General features: G+C 59.9%; 22 protein-coding genes. 7 read left to right on the forward strand and 15 right to left on the reverse strand.

What is annotated here, in order from left to right; translation table 11 throughout:
• Positions 1-157: 157 nt before the first annotated feature.
• Positions 158-415, reverse strand: coding sequence for a hypothetical protein (locus GF108_RS15455; RefSeq protein ID WP_246663967.1), 258 nt, complete (start codon positions 413-415; stop codon positions 158-160).
• A 140-nt stretch (positions 416-555) separates the two neighbouring features.
• Here GF108_RS15455 and GF108_RS15460 point away from each other — a divergent pair, with 140 nt between their 5' ends.
• A complete protein-coding gene (locus tag GF108_RS15460) occupies positions 556-1458 on the forward strand; it encodes a LysR family transcriptional regulator (protein ID WP_027231806.1) in 903 nt (300 codons plus the stop codon).
• Between the two features lie 11 nt (positions 1459-1469).
• On the opposite strand, the gene GF108_RS15465 is transcribed toward GF108_RS15460, so the two are convergent.
• The 9 genes from GF108_RS15465 to GF108_RS15505 form a co-directional block, all read right to left on the reverse strand.
• The gene (locus GF108_RS15465; RefSeq protein ID WP_153668797.1) at positions 1470-2192 is read right to left on the reverse strand and encodes a copper homeostasis protein CutC; all 723 of its coding nucleotides are present in this window, start codon (positions 2190-2192) and stop codon (positions 1470-1472) included.
• Complete coding sequence (locus GF108_RS15470; protein WP_153668799.1) at positions 2189-3103, reverse strand: ROK family protein; 915 nt, start codon at positions 3101-3103, stop codon at positions 2189-2191. Before GF108_RS15470 ends, GF108_RS15465 begins: the two co-directional genes overlap by 4 nt.
• Positions 3104-3179: 76 nt before the next feature.
• Positions 3180-5207, reverse strand: coding sequence for an ASKHA domain-containing protein (locus GF108_RS15475; RefSeq protein WP_153669496.1), 2028 nt, complete (start codon positions 5205-5207; stop codon positions 3180-3182).
• Positions 5208-5351: 144 nt separating this feature from the next.
• Positions 5352-6320, reverse strand: coding sequence for a methyltetrahydrofolate cobalamin methyltransferase (locus GF108_RS15480; RefSeq protein ID WP_091922168.1), 969 nt, complete (start codon positions 6318-6320; stop codon positions 5352-5354).
• 10 nt (positions 6321-6330) lie between these two features.
• Complete coding sequence (locus GF108_RS15485; protein WP_153668801.1) at positions 6331-7203, reverse strand: methylenetetrahydrofolate reductase; 873 nt, start codon at positions 7201-7203, stop codon at positions 6331-6333.
• 16 nt (positions 7204-7219) lie between these two features.
• Positions 7220-7522, reverse strand: a complete 303-nt coding sequence (locus tag GF108_RS15490) for a virulence factor (protein ID WP_091922166.1) — start codon at positions 7520-7522, stop codon at positions 7220-7222.
• A gap of 117 nt (positions 7523-7639) precedes the next feature.
• Complete coding sequence (locus GF108_RS15495; RefSeq protein WP_091945218.1) at positions 7640-8308, reverse strand: exopolysaccharide biosynthesis protein; 669 nt, start codon at positions 8306-8308, stop codon at positions 7640-7642.
• A 70-nt stretch (positions 8309-8378) separates the two neighbouring features.
• On the reverse strand, positions 8379-8960 hold the full coding sequence (locus GF108_RS15500) for a DUF4893 domain-containing protein (protein WP_153668803.1): 582 nt from the start codon (positions 8958-8960) through the stop codon (positions 8379-8381).
• 38 nt (positions 8961-8998) lie between these two features.
• Complete coding sequence (locus GF108_RS15505) at positions 8999-9622, reverse strand: DUF1638 domain-containing protein (RefSeq protein WP_153668805.1); 624 nt, start codon at positions 9620-9622, stop codon at positions 8999-9001.
• A 70-nt stretch (positions 9623-9692) separates the two neighbouring features.
• Here GF108_RS15505 and GF108_RS15510 point away from each other — a divergent pair, with 70 nt between their 5' ends.
• Positions 9693-9848, forward strand: a complete 156-nt coding sequence (locus tag GF108_RS15510; protein ID WP_091922446.1) for an entericidin — start codon at positions 9693-9695, stop codon at positions 9846-9848.
• Positions 9849-9941: 93 nt separating this feature from the next.
• On the opposite strand, the gene GF108_RS15515 is transcribed toward GF108_RS15510, so the two are convergent.
• Entirely contained in the window at positions 9942-10637 is a 696-nt protein-coding gene (locus tag GF108_RS15515) for a B12-binding domain-containing protein (RefSeq protein ID WP_153668807.1), read from the reverse strand.
• A 277-nt stretch (positions 10638-10914) separates the two neighbouring features.
• On the opposite strand from GF108_RS15515, the gene GF108_RS15520 reads away from it, so the two are divergent.
• From GF108_RS15520 to GF108_RS15530, 3 genes are all read left to right on the forward strand, one after another.
• A complete protein-coding gene (locus GF108_RS15520) occupies positions 10915-12501 on the forward strand; it encodes a trimethylamine methyltransferase family protein (protein ID WP_027231795.1) in 1587 nt (528 codons plus the stop codon).
• Positions 12502-12624: 123 nt separating this feature from the next.
• Positions 12625-13290 (forward strand): 4Fe-4S dicluster domain-containing protein, encoded by a 666-nt coding sequence (locus GF108_RS15525; protein ID WP_153668809.1) that lies wholly within the window; start codon positions 12625-12627, stop codon positions 13288-13290.
• A 139-nt stretch (positions 13291-13429) separates the two neighbouring features.
• Positions 13430-14035 (forward strand): PadR family transcriptional regulator, encoded by a 606-nt coding sequence (locus GF108_RS15530; protein WP_246663968.1) that lies wholly within the window; start codon positions 13430-13432, stop codon positions 14033-14035.
• 66 nt (positions 14036-14101) lie between these two features.
• Here the strand turns inward: GF108_RS15530 and bmt are convergent, their stop codons facing one another.
• The gene (gene bmt, locus GF108_RS15535; protein WP_153668811.1) at positions 14102-15115 is read right to left on the reverse strand and encodes a betaine--homocysteine S-methyltransferase; all 1014 of its coding nucleotides are present in this window, start codon (positions 15113-15115) and stop codon (positions 14102-14104) included.
• Positions 15116-15224: 109 nt separating this feature from the next.
• Positions 15225-16055 carry a helix-turn-helix domain-containing protein gene (locus tag GF108_RS15540; protein ID WP_153668813.1) on the reverse strand — a complete coding sequence of 277 codons (831 nt, stop codon included), beginning with the start codon at positions 16053-16055 and terminating at the stop codon, positions 15225-15227.
• Positions 16056-16278: 223 nt separating this feature from the next.
• Here GF108_RS15540 and GF108_RS15545 point away from each other — a divergent pair, with 223 nt between their 5' ends.
• Together GF108_RS15545 and GF108_RS15550 are read left to right on the forward strand one after the other, a co-directional pair.
• Entirely contained in the window at positions 16279-17208 is a 930-nt protein-coding gene (locus GF108_RS15545; protein ID WP_246663969.1) for a fatty acid desaturase, read from the forward strand.
• Positions 17209-17214: 6 nt separating this feature from the next.
• Positions 17215-17985, forward strand: coding sequence for a phosphate/phosphite/phosphonate ABC transporter substrate-binding protein (locus tag GF108_RS15550; protein WP_153668817.1), 771 nt, complete (start codon positions 17215-17217; stop codon positions 17983-17985).
• Here GF108_RS15550 and GF108_RS15555 read toward each other — a convergent pair.
• The gene (locus GF108_RS15555) at positions 17962-20538 is read right to left on the reverse strand and encodes an FAD-dependent oxidoreductase (protein ID WP_153668819.1); all 2577 of its coding nucleotides are present in this window, start codon (positions 20536-20538) and stop codon (positions 17962-17964) included. The genes GF108_RS15550 and GF108_RS15555 overlap by 24 nt on opposite strands.
• 59 nt (positions 20539-20597) lie before the next feature.
• Positions 20598-22178, reverse strand: coding sequence for a trimethylamine methyltransferase family protein (locus GF108_RS15560; RefSeq protein ID WP_153668821.1), 1581 nt, complete (start codon positions 22176-22178; stop codon positions 20598-20600).
• Positions 22179-22336: the final 158 nt, after the last annotated feature.

Here is a 22336-nt window from a genome sequence, read left to right on the forward strand (position 1 = left end):
TATCGCTGTGGTCTTTTGAGCTTTTTTGCAGATAGAAACATAGAATTATTCTAAATGGAAGGGTCTTGCCCTGTGTCGCAAAAGCGCAGGGATCACATATGATAAAAGGGAGCGGATACGCCGTTATCCGCTCCCTTACAAGGCTAGTCTCATGATCTTAGCGCCGGGTAGGCTTGATTTCGTTGTAGTCCCTGATCTGTCGTTCATAGAGGTCCGGCCAGCCGATGTCGCAACGGATGCTATCGGGGAGCGAATCAAGGGCCAATTCCGTTTCGCGCAGCCGGCGGCGGCGAGCAATGAGCTGGCGAGCATAGTTCAGGCCTTCGGCCCAGCGGTTCAGCTGATCGGTTGCGAATGATGCGAGACGCTCGGCTACGCTTGCATTGCGATGATAGAGTTCGTGATAGGTAGACATTGTCTTCTCCTCTCAAGGTTACGGTGGCAATTTCAACGCCGTCCGTTTCTATGATCTTGACTATCTGCCCAAGTTGATGTTCAATCAAACGAAATTACGGAACACTATGCTTAAGAAAAATTGATAGAGGATTTGGCGATATGTCAGCACCAATGCATCATCCCATCCCAATCCTGGATCTCGACGTCTTGCGCACGTTCGCGATGATTGCGGAGACGGGGAGTTTTTCGAGTGCGGCGAATGCGGTGTTCCGCACGCCCTCAGCCGTTTCGATGCAGATCAAGAAGCTTGAGGAAACGCTTGGTCACGTATTGCTCGAACGCGATGCGCGTTCAGTAAAATTGACGCCGAGCGGCGAGGTCCTGCTCGGCTATGCGCGGCGTATGCTGGCGCTCAATCGCGAGACGGTGGCAAAGTTCATTGCGCCGACCGTGTCGGGCGTGGTGCGCCTCGGCGCGCCTGACGATATCGGCGAGCGGGTTCTTCCCTTCGTGTTGAAGCGATTCGCCGAAACCCATCCCGATGTTACGGTGGATGTTGTCATCGACCAGAGCAACGGCCTGCGCAAGCGGCTCGATGAGCAGCGCCTTGACGTAACGCTGGTCAATGTCAACGAAACGCTGGCCAAGGTCGAGGAGATCGAAATTCTCATGACCGAGGAGATTATCTGGGCTGGGGCCAAGTGCGGCACCGCACATGAGCGTAATCCGCTGCCGCTTTCCATGTGGGAAGAAGGGTGCATCTGGCGCGCCAATGCGATCAGCGCGCTCGAAAGCGCTGGCCGCGACTATCGCGTGGCCTATATGAGTGCGCATACGATGGGCCAGCGCGCCGCCATTCTCGCCGATCTCGCCGTTGCCCCGTTCTCGAAGTTCCTGCTGGACGATAATATGGTGCAGCTCGGATCCGAGCACGGCCTGCCGAGGCTCGGCGAATCGAAGCTTGGAATGCTGGTTGCCAAGAATGCAGGCGCCCATGTGAAGGCAGTCGCCCAGCATCTCAGGGTTTATTTCGAAGGGTACGAGCGGACCGGCAGGCTCTGAGTCCTGGGCTCTTACGCCCGCAGGCAGAATTCCTTCAAGGCGCGCACGCGCTCGACGCTCGTCATTTTCTGCGTCGGCGTCTCGAAACCGAGGCGCCGCGCGCCTTCGCTCAATGGCGGCGCATCGACAGACCCGGACGAGTGAATCTCAGTGAATGGGATACGCTTGAGCAACGTCTCGACATTGCCGATGTTGACACCCGAGCCGGGCATGACCTTGATCCGGCCGTCGGCGCGAGCAAACGTTCGTTCCAGATCGTCGATGCCCTCAATCCCGGTCAGGGCGCGGCCGGAGGTCAATATGCGCTCGAAACCGAGTTCGACCGCTGTTTCCACCGCTTCATCAAGGTCAGGGACAAGGTCGAAGGCGCGGTGCAAGGTGACGCCGAACCCATCGCATTGCCGGATCAGCCGTTCGAGCGTCGTATGGTCCAGTGTCCCATCCGCATGGTTGGCGCCGAAGACGACGCCGGCGAGACCGGCGCTGCGCATGGCATCGATCTCGCGCAGCATGGCGTCTATATCGGCTTCCCCATAGACGAAGTGTCCGGGCCGCGGGCGGATCATCGCATAGACGGGTATGGGTGCGACCGCAGCCTGTCCGATCAGCCCGGGGGTCGGCGTAAGGCCGCCGACTTCGAGCGCCGAACAGAGTTCGATACGGTCCGCGCCCCCGGCAATAGCCGTCGCAAGTCCCTCGGGGCTGTCGACGCATATTTCGAGAAGAACACTCATTTGGCAGCTTCCATCAATCCGAGGACCCCGGCACCGATAAGGCCGGGCTCAATTTTCAATTCGCCCGGGATGACCAGCGGCTTGTCAGTCTTCCGCAGGATTCGCGCGCGCACCGCTTCATCGAGCCGGCGGATCAGGTTTACCGAATTGGCGAGTCCGCCGCCGACCGGGACGATCGAAGCGCCGACGACATTGAGGGTCATTGCGAGAGGACCGCTGACGATATCGATATAGCAATCGATTGTGCGCTCCGCTGTCGCGTCGCCCAAATCCCAGGCCGCGATGATCTCGGTGCTCGGCAGGTTCACGCCATGAAGATGCGCATGGAGCTTTTCCATGCCCCGCGCCGCGCCGATGGCATCGACGCAGCCGATCTGGCCGCAGCCGCAGGCAAAACGCGGTATGGCGAGCGGCGGATTGCCGGCGAGTGTCGCCGCGACGGGGCCATGGCCCCATTCCCCGGCAAAACCGCCCGCGCCCTCATGAATCTTGCCGTCGATGACGATGCCGCCGCCGACGCCGGTGCCGAGGATGATGCCGAAGACGACGCGGTGACCACGCCCGGCGCCGACGACAGCCTCCGACAGCGCGAAACAGTCGGCATCATTGGCAATGAGCACGCGCCGCTGCAGCTTTTCGCTCAGGTCGGCTTCGAGCCTGCGCTGGTGAACGCAAGGAATATTGGCGCAGGTGATCCGGCCCGTATCCGCATCGACCACCCCGGCAATGGAAATGGCGATGAGGCTTTGCGGATCCGCACCGCCATCCACGGCGATCTTTTGAATTACGCCCGCAAACGCGTCGAAATCATGGAGCGGCGTCGCCACCTTGGGCACCGGTCTTATATCCTCGGGCGAATAGGCGATCGCACCCTTGATCGCAGATCCGCCAATATCGAAGCAGGCTATCATGGAAAATCATATCCGGAATCAAACATCATCGATGCTTGATAGCGGAAAACCGCGACAAGGACAAAGCGGCTGAAGCCTATTCCCGGTTGCGCCTTGCCGCGCGATCCTCGCGCGAGCGGCGGCGCGGCGTAGCATCTCCGGCAATCCCGTCCTCGCTGACATTCTTGCGAGGAGGCAAGATCACGGCGTGCGAGAGTTTCGGAAAGGGGTCGATCTTGTTCGGCATCGCCATGGCGTGGACGAAATGCTCCTGGAACTTCGGCTCGAGAGCGGTCTCGATCTTTTCGATCCGCGTCACTGTATCCTCGATCTCGCGCCGATAATTGCGGTTGAGGAGCGCCATGCGTGCCCCGGTGCCTGCGGCATTGCCGACCGCCTTGACCTTGTCGAGATCGCAATCGGGGATAAGGCCGAGTACCATCGCATATTTCGGATCGATGAACGAGCCGAAGGCGCCGGCAAAGCTGATCTGATCGACGTGGTCGATGCCAAGCTTGTCCATCAGGAGCTTGACGCCAGCATAGAGCGCGGCCTTGGCAAGCTGGATGGCGCGAACGTCGTTCTGCGTGATCGTGATCGTCGGCGAGCCTTCGTGCAGGAGATATGAGAATGTCCGGCCATTGGCCCTGACGCGCGGCGAACGGGCGGCGAGGCTGCCGTCAACGACACCATCTTCGGAAATGATGCCCGAGAGGTACATTTCGGCAATGACCTCGATGATTGCCGAGCCGCATATTCCGGTAATGCCGCTTGTCTGCACCGCTGCGTCGAAGCCCGGTTCGTCGGACCATTGTTCGGTGCCGATGACGCGGAAGCGTGGCTCGAGTGTCAACGGATCGATGCGCACGCGTTCAATAGCGCCCGGGGCTGCACGCTGGCCACCGGAAATTTCCGCGCCTTCGAAGGCCGGGCCGGTGGGCGACGAGGCCGCGACCGTGCGATGCCTGTTGCCGAGCACGATTTCGGCATTGGTGCCGACATCGACGAGCAGCATCATTTCGTCCTGGCGGTGCGGACCTTCAGCAAGCGTTGCGGCCGCAGCGTCAGCGCCGACGTGGCCGGCAATGCAAGGCAGCATATAGACGCGGGTTCCGGCATTCATCGGCAGGCCGATATCCGATGCCTTCAAATGCACGGCGCCGGAGACGGCGAGCGCGAACGGCGCGCCGCCAAGTTCCGTCGGGTCGATCCCGAGAAAGAGGTGGTGCATGATCGGATTTCCGACAAACACCGCATCGAGTATATCCTCGCGCGCGACCTCGCCTTCGGCGCAAACCTTGTCGATCAGCCCGTTGATGGCCTCGCGCACGGCCGCGGTCATCGCTTCACGCCCGTCGGGGTTCATCATGACGTAGGATACGCGGCTCATCAGATCTTCGCCGAATCTGATCTGCGGATTGGACGCGCCGGCCGAAGCAATGGTGCGCACCGAAAGCAGCGACGAAAGATGCATGGCGATCGTCGTCGAGCCGATATCGCAGGCGATGCCGTAGGCCTCGTTTTTGAGACCCGGCCAGAGACCGACCATGGCGGGACGCGAGGTCTCCTCGTCGTGGTAGATGGCGGCGGTGACGCCCCAATTGCCCTTGCGCAGGATCTTCTGCACGTTCGGCAGGATGTGCGTATCCACCTGAAGGTTGCGAATGCCCCATTCCTTTTCCAGCGCAGCCTTCAGGCGATCGAGATCGCCAAGCGGCTTGTGCATGTCCGGCTCTTCGACCTCGACATAGCACATGTGGATCGCAGGGTTGCGCTCGATGATGCGCGTATCGGCGGCCTTGCGCACGACCTGCGCATTGACCTGCACGTCCTGGGGAACATCGACGACGAGATCGCCGAGGATCGTGGCGGAGCAGGAAAGGCGGCGGCCTTCCTTGAGGTCGCGCTTTTCGGCATAGCGCTGCTCCTTGGGGCCGAATTCCGAGATGTGGTCATTGGATGACGTAATGCCATGCTTGGCGAAACGGCCTTCCTGAACCTCGACCTGGCAGCGTCCGCAAATGCCACGGCCGCCGCAGACGCTCTCGACATACACGCCGAGGGTGCGCGCCGCTTCGAGTATTGGCGTTCCAACGGCAAATCGTCCGCGCTTCCCCGACGGCATGAAGAGAACCAGCGCTTCCTTTGCCGATGTCTCAGGTGCTTTGACGGGTGCGTTCAAGATCGATGCTCCAAAACTTGCGGGGCGAGGGGCAGCATCTGCCACCCACCGCCTTGTTAGACCGGGCTGTCCGGCTGAGGCAAATGCTCAGCCTGCGGCGCCGCGCCGCGCCTCGCGGCCGCCACGGCGGCGACCGCCACCGGCGCCATCGGCAGGAACCGAGGGTGTGGCTGCGGGAGCCGCTCCAGCCGCTGCCGGCTGATGGTCGCGATACTTCTTGATCCAGTAGGTACAGTTCGGGTCGGTGCCGTTGAGGACATTGGCGGCGTGCACTGCCTCCATTTCCTGCGGGCGGCATGGGTTCATGATCGCGGAGGTCATGCCGGCCCCGATCACCATCGGTATGAAGCCCGCATTGATGCCATGGCGATGCGGCAGGCCGAAGGAAATATTGGAAAGGCCGCACGTCGTGTTGACCTTGAGCTCCTCGCGCAGGCGGCGCAGCAGCGCAAATACCTGGCGTCCCGCATCACCGAGCGCACCGATCGGCATCACCAGCGGATCAACAACAATATCATGCGCCGGAATGCCGAAGTCGGCAGCGCGTTCGACAATCTTCTTAGCGACGGCAAAGCGCACGTCCGGATCCATCGAAATGCCGGTCTCGTCATTCGAGATGGCGACAACAGGGACGTTGTACTTCTTGATGAGCGGAAGGATCGCCTCGAGCTTTTCTTCTTCACCCGTCACCGAATTGACGAGCGGACGGCCCTTGGCAACCTTCAGAGCCGCCTCGATGGCGGCTGTTACCGAGCTGTCGATGGAGAGCGGTACGTCGACGAGGCCCTGGACGATCTCCAGCGTCTGCACGAGCAGGCCAGGCTCCGTGGCGTTGGGATCGACGGCGGTAACGCCGGCATTGACGTCGAGCATAGTGGCGCCGGCCGCAACCTGCTCCAGTGCGTCCTTGATCACCGTGTCGAAGTTGCCTGCGACCATTTCGGCAGCGAGCTTCTTGCGGCCGGTCGGATTGATCCGCTCGCCGATCACGCAGAAAGGCTGGTCAAATCCGATGATGATTTCTTTGGTCGCCGAGGCAACGATCGTACGGGTCATGCAGGGAACCTCAGTTTGCGGCTGCGTTTGCGGAAGAGTAATGCGCGTTGTTTACGTTCCAGGAGCCACGTTCGACAAGCCACTCGGAGGTCTTTTTCAGGCCGCCAAACGGGAAGAGGTGGATCTGCTTGATCGCCGACATCGGATTGCCGATGACATGCTGCTCGATCGGGCCGACAACGCCTTCCGGCGAATGGCTGGTGGCGAGAGCGGTCAGGGAAAGCGCGTTCTTCTTCAGGAAGCTGATCGAATTGCCGACGCCGCACATGGCCGCGTATTTAATGAGCGTGGTGATCTTGGCGGGACCGGCAACACCGAGATGGACCGGTAGGTCGATGCCATGCTCGCGCAGCGATTCGGCGTAGCGGATGAAGCGCTCGGCATCAAACCCGAACTGGGTAACGACGCGCAGCTTTGCACCGGTGCGCTCGCCGAAGTTTTTCTTGAGGCGAAGCGCCTGGAGCGCGACCGCTTCGGAAAATTCTGGGCTGCCTTCGGGATGGCCGGCAACGCCCATTTCGTTGATGCCGTATTTGTCGAAGAAGCCGGTTTCGAGCACCTGCATGGTCGAGGAGAACTCGCCGGCCTGGCGCTCCAGCCCACCGCCGATAACCAATATGTCAGTCACGCCTGCCTCTTCGGCAGCGCGGCGGATGCGCGTTTCAAGCGCAGCCTTCGTCGACAAGCGGCGTGAGGCAAAGTGCGGAACGGGCTTGTAGCCGAGATCATGAACGCGCTTGGCCGCGGCCGTCAGCGTATCGACGCTGTCGGTGCCCATGTCGGTAATGTAGACGCGGGTACCGGCTGGAAACAGACCAGGCAGGTCCTGCGATTCGATAGCCTGGCGTGCCGCCACTTCGATGGATGCTGCGATCTTTGTCATTGGCTTCGCTTTCAATTCATGAATTGTCATGTCCACCTGCCTTTACAAGCGCCACAAGGCGTTCCCGATCATATTCATTTTCAATGCGGGCAAGGGCTGCGTCAGCCTCACCGTCAAGATCATCACTCACCGGCACCGGGGTGCCGCGACGCCACTCCGCGAGATAGGCGTCGGAATCCCTGGCGCCTATGCGCATCGCGCACATGTCGATAGCCTCGGTAAATCGAAGGGAAAGCTCGCGCTTGGCTGCCTGGCGGCCTTTCTTGACGGTCACTTGAGCGGGAATGTCCCGCCAATAAACGACAATAAGATCAGCCATGCAATTCAACCTCCGATAACGACCCTTTTGCCGGAATATCAGGGGTTAAGCTTGCTATCTCACGACGCGCGACCACTCAAATGCGACGTCATTCATTTGCGCTTTTGCGACAGGCAATCAGAAGGGCCAGAACGTCGCCGCGTAGCTGACTGCGCTTGCCGCAGCAAAGGCGACGCCGAAGACAATACTCATCGAGATAAGGCCAAGTGCAAGACCGGCAATCATCAGCCTGCCGTCGCGCTCGCAAAGCGCAATGCCGATGATGACCGTGGCGAGCGCCGGCAGCCAGTTCGACAACGGCATGGGAATGACGACCGACATGCCGAGAATGGTCGTGAATACGCCAAGCCAGCGGTCGCCCTGACGGCGGCCGAACGGCCAGTTGCGTGGCCGGATAAAGCGCTCCAGCCACTGCAACCAGGGAACGACCTTGTCGGAAACAAGCCGGAAACGCTCGGGCGAAATGGTCTTGTCGCGCATGAATGAAGGAAGCCACACGGATTCGCGGCCCATGACCATCTGCACGGAAAGAAGCACCAGCGGTATACCGGTGATGACACCGGTTCCAGGTGGCAGCGGCAGCAGGTTCAAGATGGCGAAGAAGGTGAGGAGCGCGGCGAAGCTGCGATCTGTGAAGGCATCTTCCAGCTCGGCGAACGATACCGGCTCCGTTGCCGACCGCGCCAGGTCCTCGAAGACCTGGGACAGGGAGCGGGGATCGTTGTCGGCCGCATGCAAATCAGGCTTGTGCGGCTTTATTTCGTTGTTCGCGTCGATGGCGGCCATCTTATCGTCGTAGGTTCAAGTTTCGACGCATATGGCGCGGCAATGGTGACATTGCAATGACGAAAGTGTCTCAGCGCCTGAGTTCGATGATGTCCATGAGGGATTCGAGCGCGGGGGCTGGAAACTCGATGCGGAACTCGTTTTTGCCCGTGCGATAGGCGTAGCCGACCTGATCGGTATCGGGCCCGGCGCCATAGCGTTTCGGCTTTTCGCCTGCAACATAGCCGACGCCGAGATAGGTCAGGCGCTTGTCGCTTTCTGTGTAGAAGCGGCCCTTGGTGCGCTGCGAACCGCTGGTTTTCTCGAGCATCCAGCCGGATCCGTCGTCCGTAACGCGGCATTTGAACCAACCATAGACGGTCAGCGGCGGTTGCTTGCCAAGCTTGATGGTGCGGCATTGCCAATTGCCCACCATGTCGAAGCCTTCATTGAAGGCGAGCGCCGGCTTGGCGAGAACCCCATCAAGCTGCGCCACATCGCCTGAAGTGCCGCCCTTCCTCGCCGCATCGACAGCAGCGGTTCGCGTCGCTTCATATTTATCGAGCCGCGCCTGGTCCGATTTGGTGATCAGCCGTGTGATCTCGCCATCTGCAAGCGCACTGGCAGGCAACAACAGGCAGAAGATCGTGGCGAGGGCGGCGCGACAGGTCATGAGGGCTCCTTGGAAGGCGTGGGGTTTGCGGTGCGCGTCTAAAGGGCTGCAGTTGCGGTCAGGGCGGGTATGAGATCGCCATAGCCGGTGAGGCGGCGCTCATAGGCAAGACCCAAAAAAGCTGCGGCTGCTTCGGCCTTGCGGCTGAGGGCCGGATCGTCGGTTTGCGCCATGTAGATCATCTTGGTGTAATTGCTGAAATACATGTCGCGCAGTTCGGGGTGACGGTCGAGGCCGAGCGGCTTCACCATGAAGGCCTCGAAATGCCTTGCGAGGAAATCGGTCATGAAGAACGATGTCATGTCATCCTCCCACTGCGCACCGAAGGCTGCATTGCCGGCGTAGAAGGAAAAACAGTGCGGACCTTCGATCCGCTCGACGCCATGCTTCTCACACACACGGTCGAGCAGGCCTCCGGTGCCGCAATCCGCATAGCCAACGAAAATACGGGAAATGCCCGCCGCCTTGGCCTTGACTATGGCGCGATCCACAGCAGGAGCAATCTTGTCCGGGTAATGGTGATAGATCGCCGGCAGGCATTTCAAATCGATATGGTGAAGGCCGAATTGCTCTTGGATGGCAAGAATTTCGCGCGCAATCATGCCGCAGGCGATGACGCGCACGGTCTGTGTTGATTTCGTTGACTTTTGTTGAAGAGTCATGGAACCGATGATGCTCTATCGCGTTATCCGACCGTTGAATTTCATTTTAGCAGAACGGGAGACACAATCCATGAAACTATCACATATCGTTCCGATTGCCGCTGTACTTGCAGTTGTTGCACTTGCAGGTTGCGCAAATACCATACGCGGCGTGGGCGCCGATGCGGCCAACACCGTAAATGCTACGCAGAACGCCGGCCATCGCGTCGCCAAGGCTGCCAACTAATCTGTTGATTCAGATTAATTTTATTACTTAGTAGTCTATTCTTTATAGATGTTCTGAAAACGGCCGCGCCTGTCGCGGCCGTTTTCATATGCTTTAAGCGGAAAGCTGGTTGTGCTTGCGCTTCATGTAGGATTTGGCCGTTTCGACCGCGACGGCAGCATCGCGGCAATAGGCGTCAGCGCCGACAGCCTTGCCGAATTCCTCGTTGAGCGGCGCGCCGCCGACGAGAACGACATAGTCGTCGCGAATGCCCTTTTCCTTCATCGTGTCGATGACGACCTTCATATAGGGCATGGTCGTCGTCAGCAGGGCCGACATGCCGAGAATGTCTGGCTGATGCTCTTCGATGGCGGCGAGGTAGTTCTCGACGGGATTGTTGATGCCGAGGTCGATCACGTCAAAGCCGGCGCCTTCCATCATCATGCCGACGAGGTTCTTGCCGATGTCGTGAATGTCACCCTTGACGGTACCGATGACGAGCTTGCCCTGTTTTGGCGCTCCGGTCGCTGCAAGCAGCGGGCGCAGAATGAACATGCCGGCCTTCATCGCATTGGCCGAGAGGAGGACTTCGGGGACGAACAGGATACCGTCGCGGAAATCCTCGCCGACGATGCGCATGCCTTCGACGAGCGCCTCGGTGAGGACCCTGTAGGGTACCCAGCCGCGCTCAAGCAGGATGTTGGTGCCTTCTTCGATCTCTTCCTTCAAACCGTCATACAGATCGTCATGCATTTGCTCGACGAGTTCATCGTCCGAAAGCTCCGAAAGAATGATTTCATCATCGGCCATGGGTCTGCTTCCTTTCAAGCGTTATGCACAGGTCCGTAGCACAGAGCGACACTGGATAATATGGGTGCTTTGTCGCCCGCTGGCATTCGTTTAACATATCGGGCAAGTTGCTGAAAACGCATTGCTTAAAAGCGACCTTGTAAATGACGAAAACGACCGGATGTTTGTCTCCGATGCGCCATCATGTGCCGCACACGGAAACGCCCCCGCAGGCATGACGGTTAGGATTTGGTCTGATTGATTGGAAGTCTGCGCTTCGTGCGCCTGGAGAAAGACAATGATTGAGGAAACACCCGTCGATGCACCCGCGGAAACCGACACCGGCGGCGGACGCCGCAGTCGTGGCGCCAGTGGTGGCGCTGCCGCTCGTCGCGCGGCACGTTCCGGCGGTGGTCCCGGCAAATCGCTGACCTATATCACGCGCAAGATTCGCACCTACGAAGTGCTCGATGAAGAAGGACTGGCGCTGATCGAGGCCAATGCAGACACGGTGCTCGAAGAGACTGGCATCGAATTTCGCGACGACGCGGAAGCTTTGGCGCTGTGGAAGGAAGCGGGCGCCGACATCAAGGGCGAGCGCGTCCATTTTCCGAAAGGGCTGCCGCGGTCGCTTTTGAAGACTGCGCCCTCGATCTACACCCAGCATGCGCGCAATCCCGAACGTTCTGTCCAGATCGGCGGCGACGCGACGGTATTTGCGCCCGTCTACGGTCCGCCTTTCGTCCGCGACCTCGACGGCAATCGCCGCTATGCGACGATCGAGGATTTCAATAATTTCGTGAAACTCGCCTATATGGCGCCGTCGATCCATCATTCGGGCGGCACGGTGTGCGAACCGGTCGACGTGCCGGTCAACAAGCGCCACCTCGATATGATCTATGCCCATATCAAATATTCCGACAAGCCGTTCATGGGCTCGGTGACTGCGCCCGAGCGCGCTGAAGATACGATCGCCATGTGCAAGCTCGTATTCGGCGAGAACTATCTCGACGAAAATACGGTTTTGACCAGCCTGATCAATGCGAACTCGCCGATGGTGTTCGACGAGACGATGCTCGGTGCCCTGAAGGTCTATGCCCGCAATAACCAGGCGTGCATCGTTACGCCGTTCATCCTTGCCGGCGCGATGAGCCCGGTGACTGTTGCCGGCACGCTCACCCAGATCCTGGCCGAAGTGCTGGCTGGCGCGGCCCTGACGCAGCTCATCCGGCCGGGCGCGCCGGTCATTTTCGGCACGTTCGCCTCGTCGATTTCCATGCAGTCGGGCGCGCCGACCTTCGGCACTCCGGAGCCGTCGCTGGTCTCCTATGGTGCCGCACAGCTCGCTCGCCGCCTTGGCCTGCCATTCCGTACAGGCGGCTCGCTTTGCGCGTCCAAGGTTTCGGACGCGCAGGCCGCCTATGAAAGCGCCAATACGCTGAATTCGACGCTGCTCGCCGGCACGAACTTCGTCCTCCATTCGGCCGGATGGCTCGAAGGCGGTCTGGTATCGTCCTATGAAAAGTTCATGATGGATATCGACCAGCTCGGCATGGCGCAGAAGTTTGCGGCCGGCGTCGATCTTTCGGAAAACGGCCAGGCGATGGACGCCATCCGCCAGGTTGGACCAGGCAGCCACTATCTAGGCTGCGACCATACGCAGGCGAATTTCCAGACGGCCTTCTACCGCTCGAACATCGCCGACAACAACTCTTACGAGCAGTGGCTGGCCGAGGGCGAAAAGCGCGCCGATCAGCGCGCCAACGAGCTCGCACGGCGCTGGCTCGATTCCTATGAGGCCCCGTATCTCGATCCGGCAATCGATGAATCTCTGAACGAGTATATCGCCAAGAAGAAGGCCTCGATGCCCGACGCTTTCACTTGAAAGAAGCCCGAGGACGGCCGGGCTAAAGTGGCCAATCTGATCCATAAAGAAGTCTGGGCCTCCGCAATCAAGGGTTCGGGCGAGGGATGAACTTTACATTCACGGCGACGGGCGTTGACGCCGATGCTTGATACGATCGCCGCCGCGCTGGAACCCCATGGGCTTGTTCCACGCGGCGGCTTCGTATTCGGCGCAGCAGATGACACCCCGGTCATGCCTGATGGCACGCGAGCCCGAAGCGTCGTTCTTGTGGGTCATTTCGGCTTGTCCATCTGGCCAGCGTTCACCGCCTGGCGTCGGGACAATCCGGGGGTAGCCAATCCGCTCGATACGTGGTCGAAGCAGGTCCTCAACGCGATCGCGAGCGAATTTGGCGGGTATGCCGTCTTCCCCTCGGACCGACCTTATCTGCCGTTCCAGCAATGGGCGATGCGCGCGGAAGGGTTGCGGCCGTCACCGCTCGGCCTGTTGATCCACCCGCAATATGGTCTCTGGCAGGCATTTCGCGGCGCACTGCTGTTTCCGCAATCCATCGCTTTTGCGCCGCTCCCCGAGAACGGGCATCCATGCGACGTCTGTGCGTCAAAACCGTGTCTCAGCGCATGCCCCGTTGATGCCTTTGACGGCGAAACTTATGCCGTGGCGCGCTGCCGCGATTATCTCGCAACGGAGCCAGGCCAGACCTGCATGGAAGGCGGCTGTCTTGCCCGGCTCGCGTGCCCGGTCGGACTGCAATACGCCTACCTTGGCGATCAGCAGCGCTTCCATATGGCCTTCGCGCGCTCTTAATCATTATTGCCACCAGAAATTTCATCTTGTTTTCAATATGTTGACTCGATTTACTGTCAAAAGATATATCTTTGACTTGAATAAAGATATATCGTTTGTTAGATATAACGCATTGAAGTACTAACTAGGAGAAATTCCCATGCATAATCATTGCAGACACAACCACGGCCATGGCGGCGATCACTGGTCGCGGATGGACAGGATGGCCGGCTCGCACGAAGGCGGCGGACGTTTCGGCGGTCGCGGTCGCGGCGGGCCTTTCGGCCGGCATCGTGGCGGCCCCTTTGGCGGACGCGGTCCGCGCATGTTCGATCCGGGCGCACTGCGTCTCGTCGTTCTTGGCCTGATCGCGGAAGAGCCGCGTCACGGCTATGACGTCATCAAGGCGCTCGAGGCGCGGTTCCAGGGCGCTTATAGCCCAAGCCCGGGTGCGATCTATCCGATGCTGCAGATGATGGAGGAGGCAGATCTCGTTACCTCCAGCACCAACGGCAACAAGCGGCTCTATACGATTACCGAGCAGGGCCTGGCTTATCTCGAAGAGAACCGCCCCGAACTCGACAAGATCAACGCGCAGCTCGACGACGCTTCCGGCGAAATACGCGGGGCGGCACTCGGCGAGGAGATGCACGCCTTGCGCTTTGCGCTCCATTCAAAGCTGCGCAGTGGTTCGCTTAACGCGGAAAAGGCCGAGCAGCTGCGCGAAATCCTCAAGAAGGTCCGTCGCGAGATCGAAGATCTCTGACACCTGTAAAAGCCAATAAAAAACCGGCAGCCTACGCTGCCGGTTTTTTTCTTCAAAGCCCGTTGACTATCCGCGGCGCCCACGACGTTCGCGCTTCGGCGTATCGTCCGCATGGGCAGCGAGCTTGTTGCGCATCGGTCCAATGGTCTCGATGATGGTCTCGACAGTCGGGCGCGGACCGCTGGTGTGGCTGTCGAGCGCCTTGCGCATGGCGGCGAGATGCTCGAACGAGGTTCCGCAGCAGCCGCCGACGATCTTGGCGCCGCCGTCAATTGCGAGGCGAGCATAGTTTGCCATCAGATCGGGCGTGCCCGAATAGAAGATTTCCGAGCCGCGAAATTCGGGGATGCCGCAATTGCCCTTGATCACGATGGTCGCTTCAGGATTTGCTTCGCTCATATCGAGAAGCGAGGCAAGGATATCGGATGCGCCGACGCCGCAATTGGCGCCAACCGCGACGGGCTTTGCTTCGAGACCTTCGGCAACGCCATGGATTTCCTTGGGCGGCAGGCCCATCATCGTCTTGCCGGCCGTATCGAAAGAGCCGGTATAGACGTAAGGCAATCCGACCTTGACCGCAGCTTCGGCAGCGGCGCGAATTTCGCCCGGGGCCGACATTGTTTCGATCCAGGCGACATCGACGCCGCCGGCCTTGAGGCCTTCGAGTTGCTCGGTAAAGGCTGCGACGGCATCTTCCTCGGTGAGCGCGCCGAGCGGTACGAGCAGTTCGCCGGTCGGACCGACCGAGCCCGCGACAATGACCTTGCGGCCGGCATTGTCTGCGACTTCGCGCGCCAGTTCGGCCGCCTTCTTGTTAAGCTCGAAGACGCGGTCCTGGGCATAATGCAGTTTCAGGCGATGCCGTGTCCCGCCGAAGGAATTGGTAAGGATGATATCGGCGCCGGCATCGACAAAGCCCTGGTGCAGGGCAGTGATCTTTTCGGGCTTGGCTTCGTTCCAGAGCTCCGGAGCTTCACCCGCTTCCAGGCCCGATGCAAAGAGGTTCGTGCCTGTCGCGCCATCGGCAAGGAGAACACCCTTTTCGGCGATAAGGTCGGCAAGCGGATTGTGAATGGTCATGGGAACGTCCCTTAAAACAAGTTAGATAACCATATAAGGAAGTCTTTATATGTGGTCAATGCTTCTTTGCGACATCGGGGCTCGCGAGCGGTCGTAAACCGTAAAGCTGCTAAGTGACCTTGAGCGACGAAATATAACCCGCAACCTCGTGGGCATTGACCTTGGCGACGCGGATCAGCCCGTCAAAGTGACGCTGCATGGTGAGCACCGCCTCGGTCGTATAGAGCACGAGGTACATCTCGCCGACGAAGATGGCGGCGCGGTAGGGGCCGAATACCGTATAGGGAACCGAATAGCGCTCGCGCCCATCGTACAGATAGAGGCGGAACGATGGATAGAGTTCGTCCACCAGCGACGCCATATGTTCAAGTTGCTCGACGCGGACCTTGCGCGGCAGGTCACCCCAAAGGCTGCAGCCCGCGGCGAAATCGTGCAAGGTCTGGAACGGCATGCATACTTCCATGTCCGTACCGGGCTGGCGGTTATAGTCGAGGCGGAATGCCGTTTCGCTCATCTGTATGGCTGGATCGCGATGGACCATCAGGGTTTCATAGGCGATCACCGCTTGCGTGCGTAGAAGATCGGGGATACGGGCCGGCACATAACGTATCTTCGTGCCTGTGGCCTCGGCATGCCATTTGACCAGCAAGGTCTGGTTGTCGAACCCTTCCTCGATTTCAAGGCTTGGCCGCAGTTCGCCGGTAATGCCCTCGTCCTGGCTGAGGCCAAGCAGCCAGTCGAGCGATACGGAATGCCGTTCGGCGATGTTGAGCAGCGTTTCCACGCGGGGGAGGCGAGTCGATTGCCCGGAGAGCAACTGGGAGAGTGCAGAGCGGTCTATGCCAACGGAAGCCGCGAATGCGGATTGATTTTCACCGCTGCGGGTAAGCAGGCTCTTGATCCGCTCCTGAAAAAGCCGTGCAAGGTCGCGCTTGTCCATGAAAACACTCGGTTGTTTATAATATACAACAAGTGCGCCATTTGGTGACCAAAATCAACACTTTCTCACAATAATCGCATTGCTGACAGTTCCTGACAATGAGACCATGAAAATCATGGAATCAGAAAGACATACCGAAATACCCGCCTCCCGATCTCAACACCCGCGAAAACACCCCGGCATTGAGTGGCCAACCATTGCACTGCTCACAGCATGCTATGGAATGTGGTTCATAGGGGGATATTATCTCTATCCGAGCCTGCCGATCGTCGCGCTGACACTCATGGGGATCGCTGTCGCGTTTCATTCATCCTTGCAGCATGAAGCCCTTCATGGTCATCCGACCCGCAGTGGCATGATCAATGAACTCCTCGTTTCGCTGCCGCTCGGCCTTGTCTTTCCCTATCGGCGCTACAAGCATCTGCATCTCAAGCACCATGCGGACGAGCGCTTGACCGATCCCTACGATGACCCCGAAAGCTATTACCGTGCGCTCGGTGACTGGGAAAAACTGCCGGGCTTTGTCAAAGCATTGCTCAACTTCAACAATTCGCTGGTCGGCCGCGTTGTCCTCGGCCCGTTTCTCATGGTGGTCGGTTTCGTCATCACCGAGATCAAGCTCGTAAGGGGCGGCGACAAGAAAACGCAAACGGCATGGGTGCTGCATGGCCTTGGCCTTGTGCCGATGCTCGCGATCGTTTGGTTTGTCTTCGGAATTCCCGTTTGGCTTTACGCGTTGACGTCCGTCTATCTGGGCCTTGCGATCATCTCGATCCGCAGCTATTGCGAACACCAGTGGTCGGAACGCCCGGACGGGCGGACGGTTATCGTCGAAAAATCGCCCTTGGCGTTGATCTTCCTTAACAACAATCTTCACTTCGTCCATCATAACCGTCCGACTGTACCTTGGTACGATTTGCCGGGGCTTTACAGCGAACAGCGTGATGAATGGCTGAGGATGAATGGAGGCTATGTCTTCCGCAACTACTTCGAGATTCTGCGTGCTTACGCATTCAGACAGAAGCAGGATGTCGTTCACCCGGTGCTGCGCCGCGAATTGGCTCCCGGCCGCGCTTTCCGGCCTCGGGCACATGGCATCAGCTTGCAGGGCGGTTCGACCGTTCCCATTCCAGCCGAGCCTCCCAAAGAGTAGCTGCGCATGACGTTGATTGCGGCCTTGCCGATGTATGACTGGCCGGAAATGCAATCGGAACTTCATGCGCAATGGCAAAGAATGCGCGGCGTGCTGCTAGACAATGGCTATGATGCGCCGGAAAAGCTCGTTTCCCGCAATGGCGACCTTCCGGCGGTTCCAGGCGGCATCAGAGACCGGTCAGGCAATTTGATTTCGCCTGACCCAGCTACATTGCCTCCCGACGAACTCTACCTGCCGACCTTGTGGCTCCATCCGGCATTGCTGATCACACAGACATGCTGGGGGCCGATGGAACTCGGGATTCAATCCCACGTTCACCTTGCCGGGCAGGATGACTATTCGGGCATTGAGGGTGGGGACGGCGCGCTTTATTCGAGTGCGCTCGTCATGCGGCGCGGCGAGGGGCGGGCGGCAGTCGCTGCGCCGGAAGACGGCAAGCCCATACTGCCGCTGGAACTGCTGCGCGGCAAACGCTTTGCCTTCAACAGCCACGATTCAATGTCTGGCTATCTGGGGCTGCAACGCGACCTGGTGGCGACGGGTGAATCACTTGCGATATTTGCCGGCGAACTCCAGACCGGCGGACACCGCGCCTCCGTGGCTGCTGTGGCGTCCGGCAAGGCGGATGTAGCCGCTATCGACTGCAAATCCTGGGCAAGAAGCCAGCGCTTTGACGCGGCGGCAGCCACACTTGCCGTTGTCGGCTGGACCGGCAGGCGCAAGGGCCTGCCGTTTATTTCCGCGCTGCCGCTACCCGCGCATCTTTTCGCCTGAGGGATCGAATGGCGGCTCGAGATTGATGCGGGCGGGGCGCCGAACACCGAGAATCTCCACCTCGAACAGGCCATTGGATTCGTTTGATGCGAGTTCCGCCGGCACGTAACCCTGCGCCATCGAATGCTGCACGAAATGGGCGTAGCCACCGGACGTGACCCAGCCGACAACGCGCCAGTCGCCCCGTACGGCGCCCTTGTCACTCGCATCCGAGACGACAGCACCGGACGCATCGAAGCGGGGAGCGCCGACGCCATGGCCGGCCTGGACCGTACCGTAGTCCTTGGAGACCTTGGCCCAGATCGGCTCGTCGCCCATCACATCCGCGGCGCCTTCGCCGTGCGGCACGTCGATGAGGAAGGAAACCCGGCGCAGCTTCGTGCTCGTCCCGGCGTCGAACTCGGCTTTTTCCCTGGCGGCATGTTCGCGGCCGATGAAATCGTTCTTCGACAGCTTGATGAAGCGATCCATCGATCCCTCATAGCCGCCGTAGATGGGGCGAAGCTCGCGGAACCACGTGGGGAAGTTCTTTTCGAGCCGCATGGAGAGCAGGGCGCGCATGCCGAAATCGACAATGCCGAACGCGGCCCCCTCGTCCTTGATCGCCTTGTAGACGAGGCGCTGATAGGCAGGTTCCATCCAGATTTCGTAGCCAAGGTCACCCGTATACGAAATGCGATTGACCTTGCACGGCGCGCCGCCAACGGCCATTTCGCGGAAATCCATGAACCGGAAGGCGGCATTCGACACGTCTTCGTCGACGAGCTTGGCAAGAAGGTCGCGCGACTTCGGCCCGGCGATCGCAAGACCGACCAGTGTCTGGTCGAAGCGGTGGATATGCACTGAGCCATCCTTCGGCTGCTGCTTCTGGAACCAGCGCATATGATAGCGCTGGGCGGCAGACGAGCCCCAGATCAGGAAGCGGTCGTCGGCCGCCTTGGCGATGGTGAAGTCGCCGATGAGCTTGCCCTCTTCGTTGAGCATGGGCGTCAGGACGAGCCTTCCAACTTTGGGCATCGTATTCGTCATCAGGCGCGACAGGAACGCTTCGGCGCCGCTGCCGGTTACTTCGTACTTTGCGAAGTTGGCAATCTCGGTCACGCCGACGCCGGCGCGTGTCGCCCTTACCTCGTTGCCGATATGCTCGAAATCGTTGGAGCGATGATAGGAGACGATGTCGCGCGCTTCAGTGCCCTTTGGCGCAAACCAGAGCGGGGTTTCAAGGCCCCAGGAATCGCCCATGACGGCATTCTGCGCCAGCATCGTGTCGTAGAGCGGCGTGGTTTGCTGCGGCCGCGCCGCGGGCAACTCCTCGTTGGGGAAACGGATCGAGAAGCGCCGAGAATAGTTCTCGCGCACCTTGGCGTTGGTGTAGCGCAACGTCGCCCATTCGCCGAAACGCGCCACGTCCATGCCCCAGACGTCGAAGCCGGGTTCGCCATGCACCATCCAGTTGGAGAGCGCGAGCCCGACGCCGCCGCCCTGACTGAAACCGGCCATGACGGCGCATGCCGTCCAGTAATTGGTAAGGCCGGGTACTGGGCCGACCAGAGGATTGCCATCCGGCGCAAAGGTGAAGGGGCCGTTGATGATCTGCTTGATACCCGCCTTCTCGATGCCGGGGAAATGCTTGAAGCCGACTTCGAGGGACGGGGCAATGCGGTCGAGATCGGGCGCCAGAAGCTCGTGGCCGAAATCCCATGGCGTGTTGACCGGAGACCAGGGCTTTGCTGCCTTCTCATAGGTGCCGAGCAGGATGCCGTTCCGCTCCTGGCGGGTATAGATCTCGCCCTTGAAATCCATGACGCCGATGAGTTCGCGGCCCGTGGACTTATTGAATTCCATAACCTCCGGAACGTCTTCGGTGAGAAGGTACATGTGTTCCATGGCAAGGACCGGCAGTTCGAGCCCGACCATGCGCCCGACTTCGCGGGCCCAGAGACCACCGCAGTTGACGACGTGCTCCGCCTTCACGGTGCCCTGTTCGGTGACAACGTTCCAAGTGCCATCGCTATCCTGCGTAAGTTCGACGACGCGGTTACGCAAGGTAATTTCAGCACCGAGCTTGCGCGCGGCCTTGGCATAGGCATGGGTGGTCCCGGAAGGGTCGAGATGGCCCTCGACCGGGTCCCACATGGCGCCGACGAAATTCGTCTCGTCCATGAGCGGGAACATGGCCTTGGCCTCCGATGGCGTGATCAGCTCCGTATCCATGCCGAGATAGCGGCCGCGCGCATGGGCGAGCCGCAGGAAATCCATGCGCTCCGGCGAATCCGCCATCATGACGCCGCCTGTCAAATGCAGGCCGCAGGACTGTCCGGAAAGCTCCTCGATTTCCTTGTAGAGGCTGACCGTATAGGCCTGGAGCTTGGCAACGTTGGGATCGCCATTGAGCGTATGGAAACCGCCGGCGGCATGCCAGGAAGAGCCGGACGTCAGTTCCGAGCGTTCGATCAGCATCACATCGGTCCAGCCGGCGCGCGCAAGGTGGTAAAGCACCGAACACCCAACGACGCCACCGCCGATGACAACTGCTTTAACGTGCGATTTCATACTCTTGTGCCTCGTATGTGGAAAAGTGATTCAATGCGTTGAGACTTCGATTCAAGCGATCAGAAATCCGTGGGCGCGCCGCCTTCTGATTTGCGGCGGGCGACGAAGGCGTTGATGGCCTCTTCGACCGCAGGGTCGATTTCGGGCTTCTGGTAGGTTGCAAGGCGCTCCTTCCAGATGCGGTTGGCCTTCTCGATCGCAATCGGCGAGCCAGCCTCCTGCCAGGTTTCATAATTGCGCCAGTCGGAGATGATCGGTGCGTAGAAGGCGGTCTTGTAGCGCGACTGTGTATGAGCCGTGCCGAAGAAATGACCGCCGGGGCCTACATCGCGCATGGCATCGACGCCGAGCGCATCTTCGGAAAGATCGAGCGGGGTCAAGAACTCTGCCACCATCTGCAGGAGGTCGAAATCGAGGATCATCTTCTCATAGGAGCAGCAAAGGCCGCCTTCGAGCCAGCCGGCGGAATGCAGCATGAAGTTGCCACCGCCCTGGATGGCGCCCCAGAGTGAGAAGACCGATTCGTAGGCGGCTTGCGCGTCCACGGTATTGGCGGCGCAGACATTGGAGGTGCGATAGGGAATTCCGTAGCGGCGGGCAAGCTGACCGCCGACCAACTGCGCCTTCATGTATTCGGGCGTGCCGAAGGCCGGCGCGCCGGACTTCATGTCGACATTGGACGTAAAGCCGCCATAGCCGACGGGAGCGCCTTTCCTCACCATCTGCGTGAACGAGATTCCGGCAAGCGCTTCCGCATTCTGCTGCACGAGGGCACCGGCAATCGTCACCGGAGCCATGGCACCGGCGAGGGTAAAGGGCGTTACGATGACGATCTGGCCTTTGCCCGACATCTGGATGATGCCTTCCATCATCGGTATGTCGAGCTTGAGCGGGGAATTGGTATTGATGATCGTATAGCAGGATGGCTCCTGCTGAAGCTGTTCGTGGCTGACACCGCGCGCGAGGCGGGCGATCTCGATACCGTCCTGATTGCGCTCCTTGCCGAGCGAATAGATGTGGAACGCCTTGTCGCTGAGCGTCGTAAGGTCGCGGATGCATTCGAGATGCCGAACGGACGGGTGAATATCGATCGGTTCGACCGGATAGCCGCCGGTCGTGTTGATGATATTGTGCATCTGGGCGAGCTTGATGAAATTACGGAAGTCGGCCTGGTTGCCGGAGCGCCGGCCATTGTCGGTATCCGAGCAGTTCGGCGCCGAACCCATCTGCGCGAAGATGAGATTATTGCCGCCGAAGCGGACATTGTGGGCCGGGTTGCGGGCATGCAACGTGAATTCGGATGGCGCATAGCCGACATATTCAAGGATCATGTCCTTGTCGAAGCGAACCCGCATCGAGCCGGGGCGAACGTCAGCGCCGGCGCTCTTCATGATTTCGCGCGCGCCGTCATGCAAAACCTCGACGCCGATTTCCTGCAGGACGCGCAGCGACGCGTCGTGGATCGATTCGAGTTCGTCGTCCGAGACGATCTTGGTCGGCGTGAACGGAATTTTCAGCTGGCGAAACGGCGGCTGGTCGAAGGCTCCGCTTTCGGTGCTGCGCGGCCGGGCTCGTCCGCCCCGTCGTCCGTGATCCCGCGCTGACGTGTTGGTTTCGATCTCGATTGCCGGTTCGCTCATTGCCCATGCCCTTCGCTTGCACGTCTTGCGTGCGCTGTTGCCACTATCGCCAGAGCGGCATTGTGCGTGCGCGGCGTGAGCGACGCCGAGCGCAAAGGAAGCGACATGGTGTGGGGTGGGTCGCTGGGGCCAGAGTTGGGCGGATCAAGGGCGGTTCT

The sequence above is a fragment of the Phyllobacterium sp. SYP-B3895 genome, from assembly GCF_009647635.1.
Lineage (GTDB): Bacteria > Pseudomonadota > Alphaproteobacteria > Rhizobiales > Rhizobiaceae > Phyllobacterium > Phyllobacterium pellucidum.